Source organism: Actinomycetospora sp., from assembly GCF_055612215.1.
The window spans coordinates 1-2,603 of sequence record NZ_JBVPVA010001203.1 but is presented as its reverse complement, the minus strand read 5'-3'; the positions used below and the strand labels follow the sequence as shown (position 1 = coordinate 2,603).

3 protein-coding genes are annotated in these 2,603 nt (G+C 74.6%); 1 reads left to right on the top strand and 2 read right to left on the bottom strand.

The annotated features are described in order from the left end of the window. A partial coding sequence (locus AC0CYZ_RS32135) for a homogentisate 1,2-dioxygenase domain-containing protein (protein WP_472222412.1) occupies nucleotides 1-450 on the top strand: 450 nt, incomplete at its 5' end. Here the strand turns inward: AC0CYZ_RS32135 and AC0CYZ_RS32130 are convergent. Together AC0CYZ_RS32130 and AC0CYZ_RS32125 are read right to left on the bottom strand one after the other, a co-directional pair. Continuing rightward, on the bottom strand, nucleotides 408-1,430 hold the full coding sequence (locus AC0CYZ_RS32130; RefSeq protein WP_472222410.1) for a PDR/VanB family oxidoreductase: 1,023 nt from the start codon (nucleotides 1,428-1,430) through the stop codon (nucleotides 408-410). The genes AC0CYZ_RS32135 and AC0CYZ_RS32130 overlap by 43 nt on opposite strands. Then, nucleotides 1,427-2,603 (bottom strand): aromatic ring-hydroxylating dioxygenase subunit alpha (locus AC0CYZ_RS32125; protein ID WP_472222408.1); only part of this gene is annotated, 1,177 nt, incomplete at its 5' end. The genes AC0CYZ_RS32125 and AC0CYZ_RS32130, both read right to left, overlap by 4 nt.

Sequence of the window (2,603 nt, the reverse complement as noted above, 5' to 3'; positions counted from 1 at the left end):
CTCTACCCGTTCACGTTCAACATCGCCGACTTCGAGCCGATCACCGGGCGCGTGCACCAGCCACCGCCGGTGCACCAGGTCTTCGAGGGCCGGGGCTTCGTCGTCTGCAACTTCGTGCCCCGCAAGGTCGACTACCACCCGCTCTCGGTGCCGGTGCCCTACTACCACGCCAACGTCGACTCCGACGAGGTCATGTTCTACTGCGGCGGGAACTACGAGGCCCGCCGCGGCTCGGGCATCGGCCCGGGGTCGATCAGCCTGCACCCCGGCGGGCACTCCCACGGCCCCCAGCCCGGTGCCGTCGAGCGCTCGCTCGGGGTCGAGTACGTCGACGAGCTCGCCGTCATGGTCGACACCTTCCGCCCCCTCGAGCTCGGCGAGGCGGGCACGGCCGCCGACGACGGCCGCTACGCCTGGAGCTGGTCGGGCCGGGGGCCGTCGGTCCGGTAGCCCGTGTCGATGGCGATCCGGCCGCCCACGGCGCGGGACACGCAGGCGCACATCCGCGTGGACGCGTCCTGCTCGTCGGCGTCGAGGAAGACGTCGCGGTGGTCCACGGCGGCGGTCTCCTCGCGATCCAGCACCGACACGGTGCACAGCCCGCACTCGCCGCGCAGGCAGTCCCACACCATCTCCACCCCGGCGTCGTGCAGGGCCGCGAGCAGGGTGCGGTCGCGCGGGACGTGCACGGTGAGCCCGTGGTCGCGGACCTCCACGTCGAACGGCGCGGTGGGGTGGCGCCCGGCGGTCCCGAAGGTCTCGGTGCGCAGCCGCCGCGCGGGCCGCCCCTGGTCGGCCCAGCACGTCCGCACCGCGTCGGTCAGCCGGGGCGGACCGCAGACGTAGACCTCGCCGTCGGGGTGCAGGCCCGCGACCTCGGCCGCGAGGTCGAGGCGCTCGCCGTCCTCGCCGGCCGCGGTGGCCACGGCGTCGTCGCCGAGCAGTCCGCGCAGGTGGTCGACGAACGGCATCGCCGCCCGCCGCCGCCCCGCGTAGGCCAGGCGCACCGGGGCTCCGGTCCGCTCCCGCTGCCGGGCCAGCACCTCGGCCATCCCGACGAGCGGGGTGATCCCGATGCCGCCGGCGACGAGCAGGTACCCCGGTCGCCGGGGGTCGAGCTCGAAGTGACTCGTGGGGTGGCGCAGCTCGAGGCGGTCGCCGGCGGCGAGCCCGTGCACGGTGCGCGACCCGCCGCGGCTGTCGGCCAGCAGCTTCACCGCGATCCGGTAGGCGCCGTGCTCGGGGGCCGCGCCGACCACGGAGTAGGAGCGCACCACCGGCAGCCCGTCGACCTCGAGCGCGAGGTCCAGGTGGCTCCCCGGCGGGTAGGCGCGGGCCCCGTCGTCGGGCACGAGCTCCACCTGGCGCACCTCGTCGGCGACGGCCCGCACGGCCCGGACCGTCGCCCCGACGAAGGTCGAGGCGCTCACGACCCGCTCCGCGCGCGCTCGGCCTCCGCCCGCGCCCGGGCGACCTCGCGCTCGGCGCCGTCGCCGGGGTCGGTGCGGTGGTGCTCGGCGATGTCGCGCTCGGCGCGGGCGCCGGCCTCGGCGTACGAGTCGTCCTCGGCGGCCAGCATCAGGTCGATCAGGCGGCGGGCCCACATCGCGCCGCCGTCGATGTTGAGGTTGTAGAACTCCTTGTCCGGGTGGGCGTCGATGGCGCGCTGCTGGGCGGCGAGCACCTCCTCGTCCTCGCCGAACACCCCGCTGACGCCCTCGCGCAGCAGCGTCGTGATCCGCTGGTCGGTCAGCGCGTAGTTGCGGGCGAAGGCCCAGAAGTAGTGCGTGGAGGTGGCCGACTCCGGGGTCATCGTGTTGAGCACGAACCCGTTGACGCCCTGCGAGCGGTCGCCCTCGGGGGCGCCGGTGCCGGTGGGGGCGACGCCCACGTCGATGGCGATGGTCCCGGGCGGGGTGAAGTGGATGATCTGCCAGCGGTCGACGTTGCCGGCCGGCGCCCCGCGCCACTCCAGCTGACGCGCCCAGAACGGCGGCGCCTCGACGTCGACCATCCAGCGGGTGACGGTGACGGTGCCCTTGCCGTGGGTGACCTCGAACGGCGACTCGGCCACCGAGCGGTGCCCGATGCTGCCGCCGTGCACGAACGTCTCGTGGGTGAGGTCCATGAGGTTGTCGACGATGAGCTTGTAGTTGCAGTCGACGTGGATGAGGCGCCCGTCGCCGGCCCACGCCGGGTCGTCGTTCCAGTGCAGGTCGGGGATCGTCGCCGGGTCGGCGTCGGCGGGGTCGCCGGTCCACACCCAGACGAAGCGGTGGCGCTCGATGACCGGGTAGGAGCGCACGCGGGCCGACGGGTTCACGGTCTTCTGCGACGGCATGAACGTGCAGCGGCCGTCGGCGTCGTAGCGCAGCCCGTGGTAGCCGCACATCACCTCGTCGCCGAGGAGCCTGCCCTCCGAGAGCGGCAGCAGCCGGTGCCAGCAGGCGTTCTCCAGCGCGTGAGCCTCGCCGGACGGGGTCCGGAACAGCACGAGCGACGCGCCCGCGACCGTGCGCGGGAGCAGGTGGGCGCCCACCTCCACGTCGTAGGCGGCGGCGTACCAGGCGGCGCGGGGCCACTCGCGGCGCGCGAAGGTCTCG